The following is a 22,566-nucleotide window of genomic DNA, read 5'->3' as shown; positions in this document are numbered from 1 at the left end:
CCGCCGCAGATCAGAAGGCCGCGGTCAGCGACGCCAGGACCGTTCGCGGCGTGCCGAGGGCAAGCTCTCCAAACGGACTGCCGTTGAAATAGGTTTCATTGCCGACGTTTTCGACATTGATGCGCGCAACGAATTTATCGAAGCTGAACCTCGCTCCAAAACCGAGGGTGGTCCAGGAAGGGATCGTCAGATCGTTTCCGAGGACGATGTCCGCCGTACCCTGATGGCGGAACTGGGCAATCACCGTCAGGCCGGTATCGGAGATGTCATACTCCATATTCGCGGAGACAACGAAATCGGGGATACCCGGGATCGGGTCACCGATGTTTGCCGCCACGTCAGAGGCGGTGATCTCATCGTCGAAAACCGTCAGACCGCCTATCAGGCGGATACCTTGGGCAAGCTCACCAAATGTGGAGATTTCAAGCCCCCGGATGCGTTCTTCACCGACCTCGCCGAAAATATTGGTGTCGGGATCAACAGCGGTGGAAACATCGCGTATCTGGAAGAGTGCGATATCCACGCTAAACTCTCCGATGTCGAACTTGCTGCCGATTTCAATGGAATCTGAAGCGATCGGTCCGAGCTGTTGCCCGGCATTCACGGCAAAAGCCGGTGCGGCGCCACCATTGCTCAACCCTTCAAGATAATTGGCGTAAATCGATATCCTGTCGCTTATCCGATACAAAAGGCCAAACCCCGGCGAAAAGTTGTCGCCTGTCGACTCGCTAAGTTTATCGCCGGTCATGCCATCCAGGTTTCTGATCCGAAGGTCCTGATACCGGATTCCCAGCGTCAATTGCAGGCGATCTTCGAAAAAGCCAAGCGTATCGAGCAAAGTGGCTCCGACATAGGTATTTCGTGCGGTGTCATTCTCCGGAAGGGTTGAGCGAACGCCGGGATTGGGCACGACGACAGGATTGAAGATATTGTTGGTAAACGCGTCGTTCGGGTCAAACCCTACAAAGTCAAATCTTTCCGACTGGAAACCCCAGTTCGCGGCGGCAACGAAATTGTGGGTGATCGCGCCGGTCTCGAATTCCGAGCGTATGCCGCCTTCGAAATTCAGGCGTTCGGCGTCGGTCTGGAAGTCGCCGGTGTTCGTCGTAAAATCGCCATTCGGCTGAAGGTTGGAGGGAAATCCGGTGATGCTCTGCTCACCATTGAGGCTGCCGCTGGCGGCGCCAAAAATCATTGTGTTCGGGACAACGTCGTATTCCAACCTCAACGCGCCGAGCAGGGAGTCGGTGTTGATAAAGCCCCATGGCTGGTTCGGGTTGAAACTCGCATCAAAGTCAGTGGGCACAGGCCCGTTCGAGGCACTGAAAATCTCGCGCGTGTGTCCGCCCTGTTCATTCTCGTTATATCTTACGTCAAGGGCGGCACGGAACTGGCCCGTGTTGTAATCGACGGCGACCGCTATCGCACGCTGTTCACGGTCGCCAAAATTGACCTGAGTGTCTCCGCCCAGCACTTCGCCCCCGACACGTAAGCCCCACTCGTCTTCCCGGCCAAAGCGGCGCCCGATATCGAACTGAACAAACCCGACGGAGTCCGACTGGAAACCGGCGGTCAATGTGTTGACGTCTTTTGATTGAGCGCGCTTGGGAACGAAGTTTACGGTTCCCCCGACAAGCGAAGAGAAACCGGCCGATTGACCGGCGAACAGGGCTGTCGGCCCTCGCAAAAACTCGACCCGTTCAATGCCGACCAGACTTGGCTGCGCGGCGAATACCAGATTCGCCGGTTCCATTGAAGCCAAAGCCATCCCTCGACACCTGGACGCCGCGGGACTGGAAATTCGTCACACCCTGGTTGGGGGTCGTTGTCGCCTGAACCGAGGGGATGCCCTGCAGCACTTGATATATTTCGGTTGCCTGCCGGTTTTTAATGTATTCGGCCGTGAAGCTGGTGGTGCTCAAGGGTGTCTCCAGCCTGCCTTTGGTCCCCAGCAGACCCAACTGCTGTTCAGTGGCCACCTGGCCCCTGACATTTCCGGTCACGATGATTTCTTCGGCAACGGCAGCCTGTTCAGGCGCCGCGGAATGCGTCCGGGATACCTTCTGCACCAGCACATACCCCCCGGTTCGGCCCGAGGTCGCTGTCAGACCCGTCCCTCGCAGCATGGTGCTTAACGCGGCGGCCGGTGCGTAGCGGCCTGATACGGGCGATGTCGTCTTCCCCTGTATAAGCGCGCCATCGCCGGACACCGCAATGCCATACTCTTGTGAAAATACTAGGATCGCGCTCGACAGCGGCTGCGCTTCAATCTGTACATATCTGATCGGCGCCTGATCCGACCCGCTCTGCGCCAGGGTCGGCGCTGCCAGCCCGATCGCCGCTGCGCAAACCGCGCCAAGAAGAGTTGTTTTTGCCCAAGAACGACGTGACATGCCCTGACTATCCCCTGTGAATGATTTTGCGAGTTGTTGTCATTAACCGCTTCATTCATGAGATGCTCGAAGGCCGAAAAATGTTCCTTTGACCCAGCAAAAAAGTGAACTGATTTTTAATTCACTAATTTTTTTCAAAATGTTGGATGACTTTATTTTTTTCGTAGAACAGTCTGTCCAGGATCTGTCCTGTCAATCCGGATGGGATGAATATCAGACAGCGTATCCAGCACGGCGTCGATATTCACGTCGGGAAAGACACCGCTGAATTGTAGCGTCTTGATCTCAGGCGCGTCCCCGTCAACGGCAATCGGCGTCTGCGCGTAACGGTTCAGATCAACCACCAATTCAGCAATGGAGACATTCTGGTAGACAAGCCTGTCGGTGCGCCAGGCTGCGATGAAGTGTGTTCCGGTATCCGCCACGTTTTGGAGACCATCTGCGATCGTCGCAGTAACCTCCTGGCCGGCGGCAAGATCCCGGGTTGTGGTCATCCCCATATATTGGCCGTTCATGATGAAAGGATAGCCGACTTCAACACGGCCTTCTGCCACGCCCACCCGGAATGTATCGCCACTGTTGCGCACATCAAAGGCGGTACCGACGGCAGTGGCCGTCAGATCGCCTGCCTTGACGGTGAATGGCCGGGCCGCATCCGGCGCGACATCGAAATAGGCGACTCCTGCGGTCAGCGTCACCGTGCGCTTATAGGCATAAAACCGGGTTTCAACCGATGACCGCGCGCCGAGCGTGACTTCCGTGCCGTCTGCCAAGGCGACAGTTGTGCGTTCACCGAGGTTGCTTTCATACTGGGCGACAACAGGGGCGGCGGACAAAGGATCGGTGATCGTTTGCCGGGGTCCAAAAAACACCACAAAGGCGAGACCCGCAGCCAACGCGCCACCCGCGGCGAGCGACAGGCCTTTTCTATCCCAGACAAAATCAACGACATCCATGACATGCGAACGGAATGTTCCGTATCGCGAGGGGCGTATGGTGTCAGGGAAATCGCTCTTGTGAAGCGTTTGCGTCAGCGCGACAGAGGTCTGTGCTTTCTCATACTCCTGCCTGTGTCTTGGGTCGCGTGTCAGCCAGGCATTGAAGTCCGCGCGGATTTGCGATGACAGCGGCGGTTCTTCCAGTCGAGCGAGCCATTCATGCGCTTCATAAGAGATGCGCTTCAATTCGGGCGTCAGATGTCTCGGCATCGCGTCTAATCCTCGTCGCTGAGGAGGAGTTCATTGAGCTGCTGATCCGCCCGCGCCAGATGCTTGATGACGCTGCTGCGGCTGATACCCAGTCTTCTCGCGATATCCTTTTGGGTCAAGCCTTCCACTCTTCGCATCAGAAGCACCAGTCGCCGGCGTGTCGGCATTGCCTCGACCAACACACGGATCGCACCCAGTTGCTCCCTCATGCATAGGATGCTTTCAGGGGTGGGAATGTCACCCTTGTCTGAAAAAAAAGTATCTAGGACATCCGGTTCTTTACGGGTGCGGACATCCATTTTGCGGCGTTCAATGGCCGCCAGGTTCAAGGCTGTGCGCCACAGGAAGGCACGCTTATTGTCCACGTCTGAAAACCCGGGATACTCAAAAACCCGGCGGAAGGCCTCGTGCGCCAGGTCCTGAGGTTCCGGAGGGCCATTCCCGAAGCGTTTTTTTAGGCCCTTCACCAGTTCCTCGGCGACTTGCTCGTAAAAGGCGGCAAACGACTGATCCTGCCCCATGGGCAGGGCCAATGCCTTCCCCTCACTGTCTCCGGCTTTTATTTTCTTTGGTATTTGCGTCATACCAGCCGGTGACCTTTTGCCAGATGTATTGGCGAATTCTGCGCAGATGCGAATTATTCGCAAGAAAGTTAAACGGTTTCAGCGATATTTCAAGCGCGGCGTGTCACGCGCTCATTCATCCGGAACGTGATCTTTCACTTTAATATGTCTGGTGGGGTGACATTTTCGTCCTGCCAGGCACCAAACAGGTGGAGGACCTGTTGCCCTTCGGGTAAATGAAGCCCTGCCGTAACGACCGGGCTCTTCAAACCATAGTCCAAAGGGGGATCGACACGGCCTGGCTCTGGCTCAAGCAAAAATCAGCAGCGGGAGGGCCGGGCCCGCAACACCCATAACCCCTTCCGGCCCTACCCCTCCAGACGCTGATTGCATTCGAAAAAATGGCCGTCAGGGTCGAACAGGCCGACGGAGCGGACGCGGACCACGCCGCCGTCGGCGCCGGGATATTCTGTTTCGCTCAGCGGTGCGCGGATGGTGCAGTCGTGGGCTTTGGCGCGGTCATGGGTGGCGGCGGCGTCGTCCACGGCCAGCACGAAAATCGGGTTGCCGTAGCCGACCGTGTGGTCGACCGGCGGTGCGGGCTTGACCGGGTCGATCCATTGCAGCAGGCCGATCATGCCGATAACCGGGTCCTCGCCGCGCACGATCACCAGACGGGTGACATCGCCCTTGTCGCCGGCGGGCAGCAGTTCGCCTGTCAGGGGGATTTCATTGTCGTAATAGACATCCAGGCCCAGCACATCGCGGTAAAAGGCAAGCGATGCATCCATATCGCGGACCAGCAGGGTGGTTCGGCGTACCATCGTGGTCATTCGACCCCTCCATTGACCAGAATTTGTTATAATTCTATAACAACTTTAAAAGGGATCGGAAGGGGGATTTCAATGGAAAGTGTGGGAAAACCGAAAGTGCGCTTCCAGCGGGCCAATTATGTGGTCAGCGACATGGAGCGGGCGCTGACATTTTACCGTGACATTCTGGGTTTCGAGCTGGCGTTCATGAAGGATTCGCCAGACGATTCCTATAGCTACGAGGTGTTCCAGATTCCGCGCCATGCCAAGATGCGGTTCGCCGTGCTGAACGCGCCGGGCCAGCCGCGTGTCATGGCACTGACCGAGCTGAAAGGGGTGGAGCTGGCCGCCATGCCCCTGCCGAGCCGGTCGGCCATCGTGCTGGATGTGGAGGATTTCGACGGCATCAAGCAAAAAGTGTTCGAGGCCGGTCTGACCATATTCGACGAGGGCAAGCTGGTGACCAATGACGGCCGTACGGGCCGTGAGCTCGGCTTTCTGGACCCTGACGGCAATCTGGTGGTGGTTTACACCATTCTGACCCACCCGTCCTGAACCCTTGGTTCTTGAGGGGCGTGTCATGACGGATATCCGCAAAACCTATGTGGACGGGCCGGACGGGCAGATCCATGTGCGTGTGGCGGACGGGTCCGCATCCGCTGCGTCGGAGGGTGGCGCGCGGCCGCCGCTGGTGTGTTTTCACATGAGCCCCTATTCGGGCGATTATTACCGTCCGTTCCAGCAGGCGGTGGCGCGGGACCGACTGGTGCTGTGCCCGGATACGCCGGGGTATGGCGGGTCGGATGCGCCAAAGACGCCGCAGGGCATGGCCGGCTACGCCGCCGCCATGATTGCCGTGCTGGACGCCTTTGCCCTTGGCAGGGTCGATCTGCTCGGCTTTCACACCGGGACCTTTATCGCCGTCGAACTGGCGGTGACGGTGCCGGCACGCGTGCGCCGCCTGGTGCTGCCGGGTATCCCTTATGTGGATGCGGCCCGACGCGCGGATGTTAAGGCGGCCTACGCGGCGCCGAGGCCCTATTTCGACGACGGCAGCTATCTGGCCGGCCGTTGGAAGAAGGGACTGGCCGCGAGGGGACGGCAAAGCGATGCGCGGTTTCTGGCCCAGTTCGCCGAAAGCCTGCGGGCCGGGGCCGAGGGTATCAACCGGGGCTTTCAGGCGGTGTTCGACTATGACGCCGACGACCGCCTGCCACGTGTGACCCAGCCGGTTCTGGTGCCGGTGCCGGACGAACAGCTGGCGGATAACAGCCGCAAGGCCGCCGCCCTGATCCCCGGCGCCAGTCTGGCCGAATGGCCGGACCTGAGCGGCGACCTGTTCGAGGCGGACGCGGCGGCGGTGGCGGCCCGCGTGCGGGACTTCCTCGACGCCTAGCCCTGCCTTTCCCCTTGGGGGTCTTCTTGTGGCGCGGGTTAGCCGGCCTGCCAGGCGGCGGCGATTTCGGCGCCGGTGGCCGACCATATGGCGCCGCTGTATGCCAGCCGGGTGAACAGGGTTTCCAGTGCATGGATGCGGAAGGGCTGGCCGATGATATAAGGGGTCAGGGCGATATGCAGGATCCGCCCGCCGTGCCGGCTTGCCTCGACGCGGAACAGGGTGAAGGCGTCCAGCACTTCTTCCACATAGCGGTCTTCGGTGTGGCCCAGGGTGACAAGCTGGTGCCGGTCTTCCAGCTCGTAAGTATGGGGCATGGCGATGAGCGGCCCGCCCTCCGTCGTCATGCCGTAGGGCATGTCGTCATTCACCCAGTCGCAGAGATAGCCGATGCCGTGGCCGGGCAGCAGATGGGGGGTGTTTTCACTTTCCGAGCGCGCGGGGCTGAGCCAGCCGGTGACGGGCTGGCCGGTGGCCCGGCGCAGGATATCGAGGGTTTCGGCGATGCGCGCGTCCTCATCCTCGCGGGGCAGGCCGCCATGGTGCGGATGGTTCATGTCCAGCCCGTGGGCGATGACTTCATGCCCGCCTTTCAGAACCGCCTCGACCAGATAGGGATAGCGGGTGGCGATGGCCGCGTTCATCGGTACGCCGGCCTTCAGACCGAACCGGTTCAGCAGTTTGAGAATGCGGTAAATGCCGACCCGGTTGCCATAATCGCGCGTGGTGTAGGTGCGATAGTCCGGATAGGGGGTGACCATGTGGCCGGGTGCCCGCACCGGTCCGTCATCCGGCGTCAGGGGGAAATATTCCAGCGCCACTGTGACCCACAGGGCGACCGGTGCGCCGCCGGGCCAGGCCACGGGTGGGCGTTCGAAAAGATTGGACCATGGGTACAGCGTGTGATCCATGCCGTGGGAGCGGTGGGGATAACGCAGATAATCGTCGGGCAGCGGCATGGCTTTATCCCCTTCCTTTGGCGGTTTTGGCCCTGATATCGGCCAGGGCCGTGTCATAGTGATGCTGAAGATAATAGTCGGCGATTTCGCCGGCGGTGGTGATCCAGACATCGTCCCGGTGGGCGGCCACATGGTCCAGCACATCGCGAAACGGGCCGATGCGGTGCGCCCGTCCGACCAGATAGGCGTGCAGGGGAATGCACATCACCGTGCCGCTGGCCTCGCCCTCTGCCAGCAGGGTGTCGAAATGCCGTTTCAGCAGGTCGGTATACTGGCGGGGGCTCTGACCATAGACATTGTAGGCATAATGGTCGTTGACCTCGAGCGAGTAGGGCATAGAAATCAGCCGTTTGCCGCTTTTCGTCTTCAGCGGCTGTGGCTGATCGTCCTGAAACAGATCGCAACTGTACCGGAAATCATACTCGGCCAGCAGGTCGATGGTGCGCTCGGTATGGGTCAGGGCCGGGGCCAGATAGCCGCGGATGCGCTGACCGGTGGCGTCCTGCACGGTTTTGATGGAATCTTCCAGAATGGCTCGTTCCTGCGCTTCGTCCATGCCGTAGATATAGCGGGTGTTGTAAATGCCGTGGGAGAAAAACTCCCACCCGCGGGCGGTGCAGGCCTCGATGATTTCAGGGTGGTGCTGGCACATGGCGACCGACAGGGACACCGACCCGCGCATGTCGAACGCATCCATCAGCTCCATCAGACGCCAGTGGCCGACGCGGTTGCCGTGGTCGCGGTAGCTGTAGGGCGTGATGTCCGGATGGGGGCGCGGCCAGGATTTGCGCTGAGGGTTGACGGGCGGGTTCAATTCGTAAAATTCGATGTTCGGCGCGATCCAGAAGGCGAGCTTCCTGCCGTCCGGCCAGGTGATTTTGGGCCGGTTTTCATACGGCCAGTAGTCGTACAGGCCGGGGTCGGACTTGCGGGGGTCTGCTGTCATGATTGCTGGTCCCATATCATGCCTGGGTTCAGGATCAGGCGGGCGTTTCGGGTCAGGCCGGCGTGTAGGCGTCGATCCAGTCCAGCACATCGGCGGTCCGGACCACATCGGCATATTTCAGTTGCAGGTCCGTCAGGTTGGCGAAGTGATAGCTTTCGTGTTTGTCGGCCACGCATTCAATGGGCACGATGGCGCGGTAGCCGTGGGACAGGGCATCCACCGCCGTCGCCCGCACACAGCCGGACGTGGACCCGCCCGTGATCACCACCGTGTCTACCCGGTGCCAGGTCAGAAAGGACTGGAGCGGCGTTTCGAAAAAAGCGGACGGCATGCGTTTGGTATAGACGGCGTCCACCGTGTCGTCGATGTCCAGCCGGTCGTCAAAGGCGTGGCGCTCTGATCCCACCTTGATGTTCTGGAGGCTGTCGGGCGTATCGGTACGGGTGCCCCAGACGCCCGCGTCGGCGCCGTTTTCCATATAGGCCACATGGGTCCACACCACAGGCAGGCCGCTGGCGCGGGCGCGGGTGGACATGGTGCTGATATGGTCCATCTGGCGGGGGTCGGTGATATAGGCTGTTTTCGGAAACAGGTCGGGCCGGGTGTAGCCCTTTTGCGGGTCCACATTGACGACGGCGAGTTTGTCGCCGAAGCCGAATTTGGCCCGCGCCGGGTTGGCCCAGACCTCTTCAAAGATCTGCTTCGCGGTTTTTGTTGTCGTCTGCATGGTGGGTTCGCCGGTCATGATTGTCCCCCTTTGCGTCCGCACGGCCTGTGTGCGGGGTCCGTCGTGTCTTGTTCCGGTGAAATTGTTATAACTGTATAACAACCACGTCAATTACAGGCTTGCGGTCAACCGCCGGAGGAAGGCTTTCGGCTTGCGCCGGAACAATGTTTCCCCCACGGCGAAGGCTTCGGCGCGCAGGCGGGCGGACTGGTGCCGGGACGCCCGCACGGCGGCCGACACGGCGCGTCGCGGCAGGGCGGTCCTGTCCCGGTGGATATAGTCCTCCAGCATGGCCAGATCGTGATCGTCGCCGAGCAGGTCGGCAAGCCCGTCCAGGCGGTCGCAGCGGCGCGCGTGCCGTGTGCCGGGCGCCGGCGCCAGAAGCCGCATCTGGTGCCGGTGCGTTTGCAGGGCCTTGCGCCAGTCATGCAGATGGTCCGCATCCGGTGCGGCGCGCGCCTGTTTCCACGCGGTGCGCGCGTCGCGGTATCCGGCCAGCAGCCCACGGCGGACCGTGCCGGGGCCGAAGGCGTCCGAGGGCCATGCGCGCAGGGCTTTTTCCGTCCGTTCCATGGCGCGGCGAAACCCCTTAAGCGCCCGGGCACCGTCCACCGCATGGGCGTGGCCCCGGGTCCTGTCCGCCAGGATACCGCGTAGCAGGCGCAAGTCCGCCTTGTCCTCTGGGGCGTCGGTGCATGCGATCAGGCGGTCGAGGCATTCCAGCCGGGCGGCGCTGTCGCGGGTTTTGCCCAGATCCCTGGCGGCGGCGGCAATCCGCCTGTCGCTCTGCCGGACGGCGCCGGGGCGGGCCGGGGCCGCCATGCGCAGAAGACTGCGCAGTTTTTTCGCCCTTTTGCGGCTGTCGTGGATACGGCTGTCCATGTCCGGGTAGGGCGGCCGGCACAATGCGGCCGCCCGGCGTGCCTGTCGGACCGCCCTGTCACCAAGGCGGGCGGAGCGCGGAAAACCGTCATGATATGGTTTGGGCATGTGTATCCCGGCCTGTGTCCTGTCCGTTTCGGCCAGCCGCCGGCACTGTCCGTGCCGACAGGGAGACGGACCGTCATATATCAAGGACTTATATAGGACCGGTGGAGACTGTCTTCCAGATGCCGGGCGGTCTGTCGGGCGGATACCGAAGGGGACGGCAGGGGCCCCGGTGCGGAATATTTGCCGTATCCGGATTGAAGAATAGCTGTTCAGAACCACTTAACGATGCAACTAAGGGGCTGTATAGGGTCATTGAACGCCGGCTTGCACGGGTTGTAATTCGGGCGGTAATTCGGGCATTAACTCGGGCAGACACCATGACGGACATTGCAATCACGGATGTCGCCGAGGGCGATGTCGGGGCCATTGTTGACCTGATCCGGGCGCTGGCCGCCCATGAAGGGCGCCCCGACGCGGCGACGGTGGGGGCTGAGGCTCTGACGGACCTGCTGTTCGGGCCGCTGGCGATTGCCCATGGCCTGATCGCCCGCAGAGTCGGCGCGCCGGTCGGCTATGCCCTGTTCGGGGTGAAATTCGCCAGTTTCACCGGTGCACGGCTGCTTTATATCGATGATATTTTCGTTCACCAAAATGTGCGTGGACATGGCCTGGGTACCGGATTTATGGCGGCGCTGGCGCGCGAGGCGGTGCGGCGCGGCTGCGCGGCGATGGAATGGTCGGCGCTTGACGACAATGATCAGGCACTGGGGTTTTACGACCGTCTCGGTGCCATCGAAAAGACGGGCATCCGGTATTTCAGGACCGACGGGGCGGACCTGTCCCGTCTGGCGGACGCGGCGATGCATTTTCAGGAACAGGGCGGATAATCATGGCGGACGGAGACAGCGTGACGGAAAAGACGGCGGCCTATGCCGCCGTGCGCGGGGAGATCATGGCGGTGTTGGCGGGCGAGCCGAATGTGACGGCCCGCATGGCGACGGTGTCGTGTCTGTTGGCGCAGGCCTTTCCGGACCGGTATTACTGGACCGGGTTTTACGTGGTGGACCCGGAGCGACCGCGCGAACTGGTTGTCGGCCCCTATCAGGGCACCATGGGATGCCTGCGCATTCCGTTTGGCCGGGGGGTCTGCGGGACGGCGGCGGAAACCGGCCGCACGCAGATTGTCGAGGATGTGCTGGCGATTGAAAACCATATTGCCTGCGACCACCGCAGCCGGTCGGAAATCGTCGTACCGGTGCGGGACGCCAGCGGGCGGCTGATTGCCGTTTTCGATGTGGATTCGGCGCGGACCGGCAGTTTTGACGCGGAAGACGCCCGGCAGCTGGAGGCGCTTCTGGGCGATGTTTTTGGAGGGAAAGGCGTATGAAATATCTTCACACCATGGTCCGGGTGACGGACCTGGACGCATCGATGGCATTTTACCGCGATGCCCTCGGCCTCAGGGAAGTCAAACGCACGGAGTATCCGCAAGGGCGGTTTACCCTGGTGTATCTGGCAGCCCCCGGTGACGAGGACGCCCAGGTCGAACTGACCCATAACTGGGACCCGGAAGCATACACGGGCGGTCGGAATTTCGGCCACATCGCCTATGCGGTCGATGATATTTACAAGACATGTCAGCATCTTATGGACAAAGGCGTGACCATCAACAGGCCGCCGCGCGACGGGCGCATGGCCTTTGTCCGCAGTCCCGACAATATTTCCATTGAATTGCTGCAGCGCGGTGAAGCATTGGCACCGGCGGAGCCATGGTCCTCCATGCCCAATGTGGGTGAGTGGTGAAGCAAAATGCCAATATCGCCGGTGATAAAACTGTTACCAAGTTTTTATGTGCAGCGATCAATGCTAGGATGAAGAACGGCCTTGCGGGTATCTTCACGGTTTTCTTCTTTGGCGATTGAGGATTTTTCCGCAACCTGGTGGGCAAGGGGCGTGGTTACGTGAAACTCAGTTGGTCCAATCGCGTTTCGTTCAAGATGGCGGTGACGGCTGTCATCATCGCCTTTGCCGTGGGCATGCTGCTGTCGGCGGGACAGGTGTATCTTGATTACCGCGAGGAAGTGGACCTTCTGGACGTGAAGGTGCGAAAAAGCCTGCAAGTGGCGGAAAACGCCGCCACGCGGGCGGTTCTGATTCTGGACTCCGACCTGGCGCAGGAAGTTGTCTCGGGCCTTTTGGAATATGATTATGTGGCCGAGGCGATGATTCTGGATGACAACGGCTCGGTTCTGGCATCCAGCGCGCGGGATATGGCGGGCGCCGATTTCGGGTCCAGCTATGCGCGGCTGATTTTCAACGACATGCTGGTTTACGAGTTTCCGCTGCAATTGCCGCCAAGCATGGCGGAACAGCCCGGCGTACTGCGGGTGATCGTGGACCGGGCGCTGGGTCTTCAGCCGTTCTTTTCCCGCGCGGTGACGATTTTCGTATCCGGGTTCGTGCGCAATCTGCTTCTGGTGATGTTGCTGTATTTCGCCTTTTACCGGGGGATCACCAAACCGCTCGGCCAGATCGTCGACAAGGTATCGCGCATCAATCCCGAACACCCCGGCGAGCAGCGTATTTCCCCGCTGCGCCGCCATGAGCGTGATGAACTGGGCCTGTTGGTGGGACAGATCAATCTGGCCTTCGATGCGGTGCAGGTGCTTCTGGACAATCTGCGCTCGACCAACCGGGCGCTCAGCTCATCCGAGGAGGCGCTGCGCCGCCGGTCCTGGGAACTGGAACAAGAAGTGGCCCGGACCAAGAAAACCACCATGGAACTGATCGCGACCAAGGAAGAGGCCGAGGCCGCCAACCGCGCCAAAAGCGTGTTTCTGGCCAATGTCAGCCATGAGCTGCGCACGCCGCTGAATGCGATCATCGGGTTTTCATCCATCATGGATGAGCAGCTTTTCGGTCCCATCGGGCATAACAAATACCGGGAATACCTTCAGGATATCCGGTCGTCCAGCCAGCATCTGTCCGATGTCCTGGGCGAGGTGCTGGATCTGGCCAAGATCGAGGCCGGGGAATTGAGCCTGGAAGAGGAATGGGTCGATGTGGCGCGTCTGTGTCATGAGGCCAAGGCCCTTATCAGCGGTCAGGCACAGGCCAAGGGCTTTACCGTCGACGTGGATGTGGCCGACAATCTGCCGGCTCTTTACGGCGATCGGTTGCGTATTAAACAGACGGTGCTGAACCTGTTGTCCAATGCCGTCAAATTCACGCCGACGGGGCGCGGCAATGTCACGGTTTCGGCGGCACTGACGGATGAGGGCGGCATGCGGCTGGCCGTCAGCGACAGGGGGATCGGTATCCCGCCGGACGAGCAGGCGCTGGTTTTCTCGCCTTTCATGCGCTCGGCCTCGGCGCACAGTCGCAGCCATGAGGGCACCGGGCTGGGACTGGCGCTGGTGAAGGCGTTTGTCGACAGCCATGGCGGCCGGATCGAACTGGAAAGCACCGTCGATGAAGGCACCAGCTTCATCATTTATTTTCCGCCGTCACGGGTCGGCGTCGGGGATGCCGAGACCGCCTATCCGGACAATGCCCGCGTGATATAGGCGCCCGCTCCCAAAAGACCGGATACCCGGCAATACTGGCGTGCTGCCATGCATATCCATGCAGCCCGCGCCGGTGCGTATCATCCGCTCCGGTGTGATGGTCGCGCCATATGTCGACACTGTTCGATGCATGGCGGCCATTATTCGGGCGTTGCCTTTTTGATAAAATATGTCCCCTGGGTCGCCGTGGCCCGGAGTCGTCACCGATGGTCCCTTCATGTGGCGGGACTTTTTGTCATTTTTCCACCGGTTTTTAATGTTTTGCCTCACGCCGGTTGCGAAGCCGTGCGGAAAAGGATAGTTTGGTGGAAATTGTGCAGTGCAACACAAATTGCCTTTACCGGTATCCGACCTGCTTTTGACGGCATGGAGTTCCGGCATGAATTTTAGGAGATACCAGCGATGATGCTCTATACGCTTTATGAATTGCAGCATGCCGCCTTCGCGCCGCTGCGTTTTATCGCTGATCAGGGGCAGCAGGTTTTCAGCCACCCCTATAATCCGGTTTCGCGTACGCCCGTCGGCAAGCTGGCGGCGGCCAGCTTCGACATGGTCGAGCAGCTGACCCGGCGTTACGGCAAGCCGAAGTTCGGACTGCATGAAACCCTGATCGACGGCAAGCCGGTGGCGGTCGAGGAACAAGTCGTCAGCCGCAGGCCGTTTGGCCAGTTGCGGCATTTCAAGCGCATGACCCACCGCAAGGACCCCCGCGTTCTGATCGTGGCGCCGATGTCAGGCCATTTCTCCACGCTGCTGCGCGGGACGGTCGAGGCCATGCTGCCCGAGCATGATGTCTATATCACCGACTGGCGGGATGCCCGGGATATCCCCATTGTCGACGGCAGTTTCGATCTGGACGATTATATCGATTACCTGATCGGCTGGCTTGAGGAACTGGGACCGAACACGCATGTCATGGCCGTCTGCCAGCCGGCCGTTCCGGTTTACGGTGCCGTCAGCCTGATGGAGGCGGAACAGCATCCCTGCACCCCGCCGAGCATGACCCTGATGGGCGGCCCCATCGATACCCGCATCAATCCGACCGAGGTCAATCAGCTGGCCACCAAGCGCCCGCTGCACTGGTTCGAGGAAACGGTCATTACCGTGGTGCCGTTGCCCAACAAGGGGTTCATGCGCAAGGTTTATCCCGGTTTCCTGCAACTGGCCGGTTTCATGACCATGAATCTGGGCGACCATGTCAGCAAGCACCAGGAACTGTTCGAGCATCTGATCGTCGGCGACGGTGAAAGCGCCGACAAGACCAAGGGATTTTACGAGGAATACCGCTCGGTCATGGACATGACCGCTGAGTTTTATCTGCAGACCATCGAGACGGTGTTTCAGCGCCACGCCCTGCCCGAGAGTGACTGGTATTCCCGCGACCGTCATATCAACCCGGAAAACCTGAAGACCACGGCCCTGCTGGCGGTTGAAGGGGAACTGGACGATATTTCGGGTCTGGGTCAGACCAAGGCGTCCCTCGATATTTCAACCAATCTGTCGGATGACAGGAAACAGTATTTCCAGGCGCCGCAGGTGGGGCATTACGGTATCTTCAACGGACGCCGCTGGCGGACCGTTATCCAGCCCAAGGTGCGGGATTTCATCCGCGCGCATGACCGCGCACTCGCCCGGACGCCCAAGGCATCGGCCAAGCCCGCTGCCAAATCCACCGCCAAGCCAGCCGCCAAGCCTGCCGTCACTGCCAAGGCCGCGACAGCCGCGACACCCAAGTCGGTGACGCCCAAGGCGGCCACCCCGGCGACGAAAACGGTGGCCAAGTCCACCGCGACCACAGCACGCAAGGCCGCCGCGCCGCGTAAAGGTACGACGGCAAAGGCAGCCACGCCGACAGTGTCGGCATCGGCTGCAAGCGCGGCTGTGAAGCCCGCACCGAAAGCCGCCGCAAAACCGGCGGCCCGTCAGGCCGTGAAAACCACGACGTCCGAAACAGCCGCTCCTAAGACAACGGCCCCCAAGACAGCGACCCGCAAGCCGGCCGTGCGCAAAACGGCGGCCCCCAAACCGGCTGCGACGGAGTCCGGGGCGCAGACACAGCCCAAACCCGCCGCCAGCCCCAAGGCGACGGCCAAGACCGGGACAGCTGCCAAGACGGCCGCCGCGCCCAAGGCCAAAACGGTGCAGACAACCCCGAAGGCGGTTTCGTCCACAGCGACCGGCAAGACACCCGCGGCAACGGCATCCGCGAAAAAAACGCCTGTAACACAGGCATCCGGGACAAATGCCGCGCCCAAAGCCGCCCCTAAAGCCGTTGCACCGAAGGCGGCCGCAACGCCCAAGGCGCCGGCCAGAGCGACTGCGGCGAAAACGGCATCGCCGTCCAAAGCAGGCAGTGCCGGTGCGCCGTCCACGGCAAAACCGGCTGCACCGGCCGCGAAGAAGCCGCAAGCCCAGGACCCGAAGGCAAAGCCCGAGGCCGCTGCCCCGGCAAAAGCCACGCAGGCTCAGACAACCTCGGCAAAGGCGGCCCCGGCAAAGGCGACATCGGCGCCAGCCGCAGCCAAGCCAGCCGCAGCCAGACCAGCCGCAACAGCGACAAAGCCGAAAGCCGCTGAATGATGCGGTGTGTGATTGCCGCCGGGATGCTGTGCATCGCGGCGGCCGGCCTGCCGACCCCGGCCGCATCGGACGGGTCTGCTGGGGACGGGTCTGCTGGGGACGCGTCTGCTAAGGACGGGGCGGCCGATGTGGGCCAAGGCGGTGATGCGGGCGGGACGGATGGTCCGCTGGCCGTTGTCACGGCCCTGTTCGATGCCATGCGGGCAGGGGACGGCGCGGCGGTGCGGCCCCTCGTCATGGAGGGGGCCAGCCTGAACCGGGTGATGGCGGACGGCCGTCGCCGCGCGGGCAGTTTCGAGACCTGGGCCAATTGGGTCGACAGGCAGGATGCCGGTGCGGCGGACGAACGGATTTTCAACGTGCGGGTTGACCGTTTCGGACCGCTGGCCAGTGTCTGGGCGCCGTTCAAGCTGTATTTCAATGGCGAGCTGGCGACGTGCGGCGTCAATCATTTCATCCTGAATGAAACGGACGCCGGCTGGCGCATCGTGCACGGGATTGACACCCCCCATGCCGGTGACTGCGCGACGTTCAATCCCGACCCCTGAGGCTTTTGCTCCTGACACCTCTGGTCCCTGCCAGCCCTGATCCCGATACCTCTGATCTCTGTGACGCGTTTCCGGTGATGTGCGGTTTTCCGGAAGCGATGGTCTGTACTTTCGCGGCCGATCCGGTGCGTCAATCGGCCCCGCGTGTGCGTATCGCCCTTGCCAGTTTCGTGTAAATCCTTACACAGGAGCCATATCGTGTTTTTGGGATAGTGTGCTTCGATGCAGCCACGGACCATATTTCTGCTGATCCTGGCGCAGGCCGGTATGATCGCCGCCAGTATGACGGTGGTCAGTTTTGCCGCGCTGGCGGGCAAGACACTGGCCGGGGACGCGGCACTGGCGACATTGCCCGTGTCCATGTCCATCGTCTCCAACGCGGTGGCGACGGCGCCCATGTCGCTTTACATGGCGCGGTACGGCCGTGTCGCCGGCTTTCGTCTTGGTGCCGCATGCGGCCTGCTCGGTGCCGTTTCCGCCGCCATGGCGATCGAGGCCGGCGATTTCTGGTGGCTGACGGCGTCGATGCTGCTGATCGGACCCTATCTGGCCAGTGCCCAGTATTATCGTTACATGGCAGCCGAAAGCGTGCCCGAGGACAAGGCGCCGAGGGCGATTTCCCTCGTTTTGCTGGGCGGTTTGCTGGCGGCGATAATCGTGCCCAACACCGTCGGGTCGCTGAACGATCTGTTCCTGCCGCATGCCTTCATGGGGGCGTTTGTCTTCATCGCCGCCGTCACCTTTTTCGTGCAGGCCCCCATCGCCCTGCTGCCGGCGCGTCCACGACCGCCGGCCCCTGAGGGAACCGCCGGCCGGGCGCCTGTCGGCGACAGCGACAAGACCGTCCAGTCACCGGGCGATGCCGGCGACCCGCCGCGCGGACTGGGGGATTTTGCGCGCATGCCGGCTTTCTGGGCGGCTGTTCTCAATGCGGGGCTGGGCTATGCGATGATGAGCTTCGTGATGACCGCGACCCCGCTGGCGATGGAGGTGTGCGGGTTCGATGCGGTGACGGGCAGCCATGTCATACAGGGCCATGTGGTGGCCATGTATCTGCCAAGCCTGTTTACCGGCATGCTGATCAGCCGGGTCGGGCTGGTGCCCATGCTGCTGGCCGGGCAGGTGCTTTTTGCCGTTGCGTTCCTGACGGCGCTGAACGATGTCCAGATTTTGAATTTTTCCCTGGCGCTGGTGGCGCTGGGTATTGCGTGGAATTTCTGTTTTGTCGGGGGGACGGCGCTGCTGGTGCAGATATTGCGGCCTTCGGAACGGGGCAGGATACAGGGGGTGAACGAGCTGATTGTTTTCGGCCTGTCGGCGTTGGCCTCATTTGCCTCCGGCGTCGTGCTGCGCTATCTCGGATGGCAGGCGCTGAACAGCGTCACCTTTGCACTGCTGAGTGTGTCGGCGCTTGTCACGCTGTGGTATGCCGCGCACCGGCGCGGTGGTACCGCGGACAGTCCGCACACCGGGCCGGCGGGGCGCGCCGCCACTGGAAAGTGATCCGTCGATCAAGGAGAAAACGCCGATGCTGATCGTTCTCAGTCCTGCGAAAAAACTGGATTTTGACAGTGAATCCCTGGCGACGGATACCCGTGAGCCGCGCCTGATGGGCGATGCAAAAACGCTGGTGGCGCGGGCCCGCACGCTGAAGGCCGGCGACCTGAAAGCCCTGATGGGTATATCGGATGCGCTGGCGGAGCTGAATGTCCGCCGTTTCAGGGATTTTGAGACGCCGTTCACCCCGGCCAACGCCCGCCCGGCCATCGATGCCTTCAAGGGCGATGTTTATCAGGGGCTGGATGCGCCAAGCCTGTCGGCGGATGACCGTGCTTTTGCCGACAGCCACATCCGCATTCTGTCAGGGCTTTACGGTGTTCTGAGACCGCTGGACCTGATGCAGGCCTACCGGCTTGAAATGGGGATCAAACTGTCCACTGAGACGGCCGGCGACCTTTACGGTTTCTGGGGTGACCGGATCAGCGACCTGCTGAACGCGGACCTCGCCGGCGAGGCGGAGCCCGTGCTCGTCAATCTGGCGTCCAATGAATATTTCAAGGCGGTGCGCCCCAAAAGGCTGAAGGCCCGCGTGATCACGCCCACCTTCAAGGAGGTCAGGGATGGTCGCGCGCGGGTGATTTCCTTCCTGGCGAAAAAGGCGCGGGGACTGATGACCCGCTATGCCATTGACAACCGTCTGGATGACCCGGAGGCCCTGAAAGCGTTCGATGTGGCCGGGTATGCCTATGACCCGGCCGCGTCCACCGATGATACATGGGTGTTCTCGCGGCCTCAGCCCTGACGGCCTGCTCTGGGTTCGACGGTGTTGCTACGCTGCGTGGTTCGGCAGCGTCGGGCACGCGAGGGATCGCGCTAGTCGGACAGGTTGCTGCCGCCCCAGAGCTTTGTGTAGGCCTCGCAGTGGATGATGATCGCCTTGAAGGCGGAAAGGTCCACATCCGCCGGAATTTCATAACGCTGGGCCCCCCGCGCCGAGGCCAGAGGGCTGATAAAGCGCGCACCATCGATGGCATTGCGGTTTTTCAGGTCGGCGATGTCCAGCGGGGAGAGAAAAATCTTCAGGTCCGGTGCCGAGGAGGTGCGGAAATCGTCACCGAGGACGATGATCTTCCTGCCGTCTTCTTCAACGATTTTCCACTGACCCCGGATGTGCTTCGATTTCTTGACCCAGGTTCCGCCATGCAGAAGCGTTGCGGCCTCGGCCGATGGCTCCTGCGCCATGGCCGACGGGATCAGGGCCGACGGTATCAGGGCGGGCGGGGCCGCCTGAAGGGTCAACAGAATGAGGGTCGCGCTGGCGATCAGGGACAGCAGGGAACGCATGACCGGTCTCCATCAGGGGTGTTGGCGTGAAATACCGGGTGTTTCTGGCAGAGGGCTATCCTCACGGGCAAGACACGATGCCGGCACAGGACCGTTATCCCCCATGGTGCCGGGCGGCGGGCCGACAGTGCAACGCGCAGGGCGGTCGCGCAGCCGTGATTGCGGTCCCTCTGGCGCGGTTGCGGGTCTTTGCTATACTCGGCCTTCACGTCAGGGGAGAGATTTTATGACCAAGGTGACCTTGAACGGCCGATCCGTCGAGCTGGACGGGGACGGCGATATGCCGGTTTTGTGGTATCTGCGCGATATTGCCGGCCTGACGGGGACCAAGTTCGGCTGCGGGGCGGGACTGTGCGGTGCCTGCACCATCCATGTGGACGGCGAGGCCCTCAGGTCGTGCCAGACGCGCCTGGACGACATTCAGGACGGCAGCAGTATCACCACGATCGAAGGGCTGGCGGACGGGGAAACGCTGCACGCGCTGCAACAGGCCTGGGCCGAGCATAATGTCCCCCAATGCGGCTATTGCCAGGCCGGACAGATCATGCAGGCGGCGGTTTTGCTGACCGAAAACCCGAACCCGAGTGACGCGGACATTGATGAGGCGATGTGGGGCAATATCTGCCGCTGCGGCACCTATCAGCGGATCAAGGCGGCGATCCGGTCCGTTGCCGGCACCGGATCCGCGTCCACGGCCGACGCGGCCAGGGCATGAGGGAGGCGACCATGACACTGATGACCAAACTGACGGCTGTCGAAGCCTCGCGGCGCGGCGTTCTGAAAGGCCTTGGCGCTGCCGGGTTTCTGCTGTCCGCGCCGATCGTCTCGAAAGGGTTTCGGGCCGAGGCCACGGGCAGGGCGGGGCAGCTGGAAAATTCCGTCTATCTGGCGATTGACGGTGACGGCACGGTGCACATCACCATTCACCGGGTGGAAATGGGGCAGGGCAGCCGAACCGGCCTGCCGATGATCATCGCCGATGAACTGGACGCCGACTGGTCGCGCTGTGCCTTTCATCAGGCGCTGGGCGATGCCAAATACGGCGACCAGAATACGGACGGGTCCACCTCGATCCGTAAATTCTACGATATTTTCCGCGAGGCCGGCGCGACCGCGCGGTTGATGCTGGAACGGGCGGCGGCGGCCAAGTGGGGGGTCGATCCCGCATCGGTGAAAGCGGACAATCACCGCATCGTCCACCCGGCGAGCGGCCGTGCGGCCGATTTCGGCGAACTGGTGGCGCTGGCGGTGGACCAGCCGGTCCCGGAAAAAGACGCGCTGACGTTCAAGTCGAAAGACCAGTGGCGCTATGTGGGCAAGCCGGTGCCGATCCTGGACATGAAGGGTATCATCACCGGGACGGCGGTGTTCGGCCAGGATATCCGGCGGGACGGTATGTTGTATGCCGTGGCCGTGCGGCCCCCGGTCGTCGGCGGGCGCATCACCGGTTATGACGCCGATGCGGCCAAAGCGGTGAACGGTGTGGTGGATGTGGTGGAACTGCCCGCCCTGAGCCTGCCGGCGGCGTTCAAGCCTCTTGGCGGGGTGGCGGTTCTGGCCACCAATACATGGGCCGCGATGAAAGGCCGCGATGCCCTGGCCGCCACGTTCGAGGATGGCCCGAACGCGGCCTATGACACGGCGGCGTATGAAAAACAGCTTTGGGCGTCCATCGATGGCGACGGCAAAAGCCACCTCAACCGCGGCAATGTGGATGAGGCGGAGGCCGGTGCCGACACGGTTTTGACCGGCGACTATTTCGTACCCCATCTGGTGCATGCCCCGATGGAACCGCCGGCGGCCACGGCCGACTGGGCTGACGACGGCACGGTGGATATCTGGACCCACGCGCAGGATCCGCAGACCGTACAGCAGACGGTTGCCGCACTGACCGGGATCGAGCCGGGGCAGGTCCGGGCGCATTCCGCGTTGCTGGGCGGGGCCTTCGGACGCAAGTCCAAGCCCGATTTCGCGGCGGAAGCGGCCATTCTGGCGAAAGCCGCCGGCCGGCCGGTGAAAATGGTGTGGACCCGTGAGGACGATATCCGCCACGGTTTTTACCATACCATCGCGGCCCAGCGTGTCACCGTTGCCATGGACACCGACAAACGCGTGACCGGGTGGCGCCACAAGGCGGCCTATCCTTCCATCGGTGCGACCTTTCAGAACGGCGCGGACGCGCCCGGCGATTTCGAGCTGAGCCTGGGCCTGCTCGACATGCCTTTTGATGTGCCGAGCGTGCGGGTGGAAACGGGCAAGGCCCCGGCCCATGTGCGGATCGGCTGGCTGCGGTCCGTCGCCAATATCCAGCAGGCCTTTGCCGTCGGATCGATGGTGGATGAAGTCGCCCATGCCAGGGGACAATCCACCGTGGATACATGGCTGGACCTGATCGGCAGTGACCGGCGGTTCGATCCGTCCGACGATGGCGGTACCTACAGCAATTACGGTGAAACGCTGGAGCGTCACCCGCTGGACACCGGACGGTTGAAGGCGGTGCTGAAAAAAGTGGCCGACATGTCCGGTTTCGGTCGCGATCCGGGACCGGGGCGCGGGATCGGCATCGCCGTGCACCGCAGCTTTGTCTCCTATGTCGCCTGCGCGCTGGAGGTTGCGGTGGACGAGGGCGGATTGTTGCGTGTGCCCAGGGCCTGGATGGCGATAGACTGCGGCCTTGCCGTCAACCCCGACCGTGTGAAGGCACAGATGGAAGGCGCCGTTATCTTCGGCCTGTCGATTGCCAGACACGGCCAGATCACGGCGGAAAAGGGGCGGATCGTCCAGGGGAATTATGACGGGTATCCGGTTTGCCGCATTGATGAAACCCCGGTGACGGAGGTGGCGATCATGGATGTCGATGCCGTCCCCGGCGGCGTCGGCGAACCCGGTGTGCCACCGGTTGCGCCGGCACTGGCCAATGCCATTTTCGCCGCGACCGGCAAGCGCCTGCGCCGTCTGCCCATCGCGGATCAGCTGATCGCCTGAGTCCTGCCCGATACGGCGGATACGAAAAACGGGAAACGCAAACCGGGAAGGCCTGTTCCGGTTTGCGCCCGGCCTGCCCGGTCGGGTATCGGGATATTATGAGATATGT

22 protein-coding genes are annotated in these 22,566 nt (G+C 61.9%); 12 read left to right on the top strand and 10 right to left on the bottom strand.

Annotated features, from left to right (window positions below; genetic code table 11):
* Nucleotides 1–10: 10 nt before the first annotated feature.
* The 5 genes from BXY39_RS03415 to BXY39_RS03395 all read right to left on the bottom strand — a co-directional run bounded on the left by BXY39_RS03415 (nucleotide 11) and on the right by BXY39_RS03395 (nucleotide 4,997).
* On the bottom strand, nucleotides 11–1,768 hold the full coding sequence (locus BXY39_RS03415; RefSeq protein WP_121937404.1) for a TonB-dependent receptor: 1,758 nt from the start codon (nucleotides 1,766–1,768) through the stop codon (nucleotides 11–13).
* On the bottom strand, nucleotides 1,701–2,393 hold the full coding sequence (locus BXY39_RS03410; protein ID WP_121937403.1) for a TonB-dependent receptor plug domain-containing protein: 693 nt from the start codon (nucleotides 2,391–2,393) through the stop codon (nucleotides 1,701–1,703). Before BXY39_RS03410 ends, BXY39_RS03415 begins: the two co-directional genes overlap by 68 nt.
* Before the next feature lie 152 nt (nucleotides 2,394–2,545).
* Entirely contained in the window at nucleotides 2,546–3,601 is a 1,056-nt protein-coding gene (locus BXY39_RS03405) for a FecR family protein (protein ID WP_121937402.1), read from the bottom strand.
* 5 nt (nucleotides 3,602–3,606) lie between these two features.
* The gene (locus tag BXY39_RS03400) at nucleotides 3,607–4,185 is read right to left on the bottom strand and encodes an RNA polymerase sigma factor (protein ID WP_121937401.1); all 579 of its coding nucleotides are present in this window, start codon (nucleotides 4,183–4,185) and stop codon (nucleotides 3,607–3,609) included.
* Between the two features lie 347 nt (nucleotides 4,186–4,532).
* Nucleotides 4,533–4,997 (bottom strand): VOC family protein, encoded by a 465-nt coding sequence (locus tag BXY39_RS03395; RefSeq protein ID WP_121937400.1) that lies wholly within the window; start codon nucleotides 4,995–4,997, stop codon nucleotides 4,533–4,535.
* A 72-nt stretch (nucleotides 4,998–5,069) separates the two neighbouring features.
* On the opposite strand from BXY39_RS03395, the gene BXY39_RS03390 reads away from it, so the two are divergent.
* Together BXY39_RS03390 and BXY39_RS03385 are read left to right on the top strand one after the other, a co-directional pair.
* Nucleotides 5,070–5,531, top strand: coding sequence for a VOC family protein (locus BXY39_RS03390; protein WP_121937399.1), 462 nt, complete (start codon nucleotides 5,070–5,072; stop codon nucleotides 5,529–5,531).
* A gap of 25 nt (nucleotides 5,532–5,556) precedes the next feature.
* Nucleotides 5,557–6,372 carry an alpha/beta fold hydrolase gene (locus BXY39_RS03385; protein ID WP_121937398.1) on the top strand — a complete coding sequence of 272 codons (816 nt, stop codon included), beginning with the start codon at nucleotides 5,557–5,559 and terminating at the stop codon, nucleotides 6,370–6,372.
* A 38-nt stretch (nucleotides 6,373–6,410) separates the two neighbouring features.
* Here BXY39_RS03385 and BXY39_RS03380 read toward each other — a convergent pair whose 3' ends face one another.
* The 4 genes from BXY39_RS03380 to BXY39_RS03365 all read right to left on the bottom strand — a co-directional run bounded on the left by BXY39_RS03380 (nucleotide 6,411) and on the right by BXY39_RS03365 (nucleotide 9,994).
* Nucleotides 6,411–7,331: a polysaccharide deacetylase family protein gene (locus BXY39_RS03380; protein WP_121937397.1), complete on the bottom strand. Its 921-nt coding sequence runs from the start codon at nucleotides 7,329–7,331 to the stop codon at nucleotides 6,411–6,413.
* A 4-nt stretch (nucleotides 7,332–7,335) separates the two neighbouring features.
* Nucleotides 7,336–8,277: a polysaccharide deacetylase family protein gene (locus tag BXY39_RS03375; protein ID WP_121937396.1), complete on the bottom strand. Its 942-nt coding sequence runs from the start codon at nucleotides 8,275–8,277 to the stop codon at nucleotides 7,336–7,338.
* A 52-nt stretch (nucleotides 8,278–8,329) separates the two neighbouring features.
* Nucleotides 8,330–9,004, bottom strand: coding sequence for an isochorismatase family protein (locus BXY39_RS03370; protein ID WP_121937722.1), 675 nt, complete (start codon nucleotides 9,002–9,004; stop codon nucleotides 8,330–8,332).
* 111 nt (nucleotides 9,005–9,115) lie between these two features.
* The gene (locus BXY39_RS03365) at nucleotides 9,116–9,994 is read right to left on the bottom strand and encodes a CHAD domain-containing protein (RefSeq protein WP_121937395.1); all 879 of its coding nucleotides are present in this window, start codon (nucleotides 9,992–9,994) and stop codon (nucleotides 9,116–9,118) included.
* A gap of 317 nt (nucleotides 9,995–10,311) precedes the next feature.
* Between BXY39_RS03365 and BXY39_RS19280 the strand changes: the two genes are divergently transcribed.
* The 8 genes from BXY39_RS19280 (at nucleotide 10,312) to yaaA (ending at nucleotide 18,930) form a co-directional block, all read left to right on the top strand.
* Nucleotides 10,312–10,821, top strand: a complete 510-nt coding sequence (locus tag BXY39_RS19280; RefSeq protein ID WP_170163590.1) for a GNAT family N-acetyltransferase — start codon at nucleotides 10,312–10,314, stop codon at nucleotides 10,819–10,821.
* A 2-nt stretch (nucleotides 10,822–10,823) separates the two neighbouring features.
* Nucleotides 10,824–11,321, top strand: coding sequence for a GAF domain-containing protein (locus tag BXY39_RS03355; RefSeq protein WP_121937394.1), 498 nt, complete (start codon nucleotides 10,824–10,826; stop codon nucleotides 11,319–11,321).
* Nucleotides 11,318–11,737, top strand: coding sequence for a VOC family protein (locus tag BXY39_RS03350; protein WP_121937393.1), 420 nt, complete (start codon nucleotides 11,318–11,320; stop codon nucleotides 11,735–11,737). Before BXY39_RS03355 ends, BXY39_RS03350 begins: the two co-directional genes overlap by 4 nt.
* A 158-nt stretch (nucleotides 11,738–11,895) precedes the next feature.
* On the top strand, nucleotides 11,896–13,500 hold the full coding sequence (locus BXY39_RS03345; protein ID WP_147453453.1) for a sensor histidine kinase: 1,605 nt from the start codon (nucleotides 11,896–11,898) through the stop codon (nucleotides 13,498–13,500).
* Nucleotides 13,501–13,902: 402 nt separating this feature from the next.
* Entirely contained in the window at nucleotides 13,903–16,080 is a 2,178-nt protein-coding gene (phaZ, locus tag BXY39_RS19450; RefSeq protein ID WP_211332051.1) for a polyhydroxyalkanoate depolymerase, read from the top strand.
* A gap of 8 nt (nucleotides 16,081–16,088) precedes the next feature.
* Entirely contained in the window at nucleotides 16,089–16,628 is a 540-nt protein-coding gene (locus tag BXY39_RS03335; protein ID WP_147453452.1) for a nuclear transport factor 2 family protein, read from the top strand.
* 222 nt (nucleotides 16,629–16,850) lie between these two features.
* Nucleotides 16,851–18,131, top strand: a complete 1,281-nt coding sequence (locus BXY39_RS03330; RefSeq protein WP_121937390.1) for an MFS transporter — start codon at nucleotides 16,851–16,853, stop codon at nucleotides 18,129–18,131.
* 25 nt (nucleotides 18,132–18,156) lie between these two features.
* Nucleotides 18,157–18,930 carry a peroxide stress protein YaaA gene (gene yaaA, locus BXY39_RS03325; RefSeq protein WP_121937720.1) on the top strand — a complete coding sequence of 258 codons (774 nt, stop codon included), beginning with the start codon at nucleotides 18,157–18,159 and terminating at the stop codon, nucleotides 18,928–18,930.
* Nucleotides 18,931–19,001: 71 nt separating this feature from the next.
* Here the strand turns inward: yaaA and BXY39_RS03320 are convergent, their stop codons facing one another.
* Nucleotides 19,002–19,472, bottom strand: coding sequence for a DM13 domain-containing protein (locus tag BXY39_RS03320; protein WP_121937389.1), 471 nt, complete (start codon nucleotides 19,470–19,472; stop codon nucleotides 19,002–19,004).
* Between the two features lie 226 nt (nucleotides 19,473–19,698).
* On the opposite strand from BXY39_RS03320, the gene BXY39_RS03315 reads away from it, so the two are divergent.
* Both BXY39_RS03315 and BXY39_RS03310 read left to right on the top strand, forming a co-directional pair.
* Nucleotides 19,699–20,187, top strand: coding sequence for a (2Fe-2S)-binding protein (locus tag BXY39_RS03315; protein WP_121937388.1), 489 nt, complete (start codon nucleotides 19,699–19,701; stop codon nucleotides 20,185–20,187).
* An 11-nt stretch (nucleotides 20,188–20,198) separates the two neighbouring features.
* Nucleotides 20,199–22,457: a xanthine dehydrogenase family protein molybdopterin-binding subunit gene (locus BXY39_RS03310; RefSeq protein ID WP_211332050.1), complete on the top strand. Its 2,259-nt coding sequence runs from the start codon at nucleotides 20,199–20,201 to the stop codon at nucleotides 22,455–22,457.
* The last annotated feature ends 109 nt before the right edge of the window (nucleotides 22,458–22,566 follow it).

This window comes from Eilatimonas milleporae, assembly GCF_003688555.1.
Classification (GTDB): domain Bacteria; phylum Pseudomonadota; class Alphaproteobacteria; order Sphingomonadales; family Kordiimonadaceae; genus Eilatimonas; species Eilatimonas milleporae.
This window is presented reverse-complemented; position numbering and strand designations above follow the sequence as displayed.

Excerpts from the sequence above, each read along its gene's own strand:
- BXY39_RS03415 (WP_121937404.1), bottom strand. The coding sequence starts at position 1,768 with ATGGCTTTGGCTTCAATGGAACCGGCGAATCTGGTATTCGCCGCGCAG.
- BXY39_RS03410 (WP_121937403.1), bottom strand. The coding sequence starts at position 2,393 with ATGTCACGTCGTTCTTGGGCAAAAACAACTCTTCTTGGCGCGGTTTGC.
- BXY39_RS03405 (WP_121937402.1), bottom strand. The coding sequence starts at position 3,601 with ATGCCGAGACATCTGACGCCCGAATTGAAGCGCATCTCTTATGAAGCG.
- BXY39_RS03400 (WP_121937401.1), bottom strand. The coding sequence starts at position 4,185 with ATGACGCAAATACCAAAGAAAATAAAAGCCGGAGACAGTGAGGGGAAG.
- BXY39_RS03395 (WP_121937400.1), bottom strand. The coding sequence starts at position 4,997 with ATGACCACGATGGTACGCCGAACCACCCTGCTGGTCCGCGATATGGAT.
- BXY39_RS03390 (WP_121937399.1), top strand. The coding sequence starts at position 5,070 with ATGGAAAGTGTGGGAAAACCGAAAGTGCGCTTCCAGCGGGCCAATTAT.
- BXY39_RS03385 (WP_121937398.1), top strand. The coding sequence starts at position 5,557 with ATGACGGATATCCGCAAAACCTATGTGGACGGGCCGGACGGGCAGATC.
- BXY39_RS03380 (WP_121937397.1), bottom strand. The coding sequence starts at position 7,331 with ATGCCGCTGCCCGACGATTATCTGCGTTATCCCCACCGCTCCCACGGC.
- BXY39_RS03375 (WP_121937396.1), bottom strand. The coding sequence starts at position 8,277 with ATGACAGCAGACCCCCGCAAGTCCGACCCCGGCCTGTACGACTACTGG.
- BXY39_RS03370 (WP_121937722.1), bottom strand. The coding sequence starts at position 9,004 with ATGCAGACGACAACAAAAACCGCGAAGCAGATCTTTGAAGAGGTCTGG.
- BXY39_RS03365 (WP_121937395.1), bottom strand. The coding sequence starts at position 9,994 with ATGCCCAAACCATATCATGACGGTTTTCCGCGCTCCGCCCGCCTTGGT.
- BXY39_RS19280 (WP_170163590.1), top strand. The coding sequence starts at position 10,312 with ATGACGGACATTGCAATCACGGATGTCGCCGAGGGCGATGTCGGGGCC.
- BXY39_RS03355 (WP_121937394.1), top strand. The coding sequence starts at position 10,824 with ATGGCGGACGGAGACAGCGTGACGGAAAAGACGGCGGCCTATGCCGCC.
- BXY39_RS03350 (WP_121937393.1), top strand. The coding sequence starts at position 11,318 with ATGAAATATCTTCACACCATGGTCCGGGTGACGGACCTGGACGCATCG.
- phaZ (WP_211332051.1), top strand. The coding sequence starts at position 13,903 with ATGATGCTCTATACGCTTTATGAATTGCAGCATGCCGCCTTCGCGCCG.
- BXY39_RS03330 (WP_121937390.1), top strand. The coding sequence starts at position 16,851 with ATGCAGCCACGGACCATATTTCTGCTGATCCTGGCGCAGGCCGGTATG.
- yaaA (WP_121937720.1), top strand. The coding sequence starts at position 18,157 with ATGCTGATCGTTCTCAGTCCTGCGAAAAAACTGGATTTTGACAGTGAA.
- BXY39_RS03320 (WP_121937389.1), bottom strand. The coding sequence starts at position 19,472 with ATGCGTTCCCTGCTGTCCCTGATCGCCAGCGCGACCCTCATTCTGTTG.
- BXY39_RS03315 (WP_121937388.1), top strand. The coding sequence starts at position 19,699 with ATGACCAAGGTGACCTTGAACGGCCGATCCGTCGAGCTGGACGGGGAC.
- BXY39_RS03310 (WP_211332050.1), top strand. The coding sequence starts at position 20,199 with ATGACACTGATGACCAAACTGACGGCTGTCGAAGCCTCGCGGCGCGGC.